This is a genomic window from Peribacillus sp. P4_C12, from assembly GCF_056402095.1.
Map to the genome: position 1 here is coordinate 1 of NZ_JBFUIB010000985.1, position 880 is coordinate 880.

The 880-nt window shown below is 41.6% G+C and carries 1 protein-coding gene; it reads right to left on the reverse strand.

Annotated elements, in window-relative coordinates; translation table 11 throughout:
- Nucleotides 1-880, reverse strand: an 880-nt coding sequence (locus AC1DUW_RS30720) for an ABC transporter ATP-binding protein (protein WP_477644436.1), incomplete at both ends; no start/stop codon positions are given.

Sequence of the window (880 nt, forward strand, 5' to 3'; positions counted from 1 at the left end):
GAGCCGCCTTGTTCGATTTCTGCATAATAGCCGTCTTTCATTTTGCTTATAAAATCTTCTGCTTGCGCAATGCGAGCCGCATGCTCAATTTCCTCCTGTGTGGCGGTTTGTTTTCCAAAGCGAATGTTGTCAGCAATAGTACCCGTAAAGAGGATGGCTTTTTGTGGCACAAAGCCAATTTTTGAACGAATTTCATCTTGTGATGCCATACGAATATCAACACCATTAACGCGAATAGATCCACTTGAAATATCATAAAAGCGAGGGATCAAATTGACGAGCGTTGATTTTCCTGAACCTGTTCCACCGATGATTGCGGTGATCTCACCAGGTCTTGCAGAAAAACTAATATCCGATAATGCAGGTTCTTCTGCTCCTGGGTAACTGAAGGTTACATGTTCAAATTCAAGTGTACCGTGTTCACGATCTGCCTTATCTGTTCCCTCATCTAGGAATGAAGGTTTCATGTCAAGGACTTCGTTTATCCGAGTTGCCGACACAGCCGCACGAGGAACCATAACGAACATCATGGATGCCATAACAAGTGCGAACATAATTTGYATCACATATTGGATAAAGGCCATTAAGTCCCCAATCTGCATACCGCCGTTATCAATTCGAACTCCACCAAACCAAATGATACCAACAACCGTCAAGTTCATGACAAGCATCATTATAGGCATCATAAAGGCCATAACTTTATTTACTTTAATCGAGACATCTGTCAATTCTTTATTAGCTTTCTTAAGGCGTTCCTTCTCTTGGGTTTCACGATTAAAGGCACGAATGACGCGAATCCCAGTTAAATTTTCTCGTAATACAAGGTTCAACCGGTCTAATCGTTTTTGCACCGTTTGAAAAAGAGGCACACCTTTATATA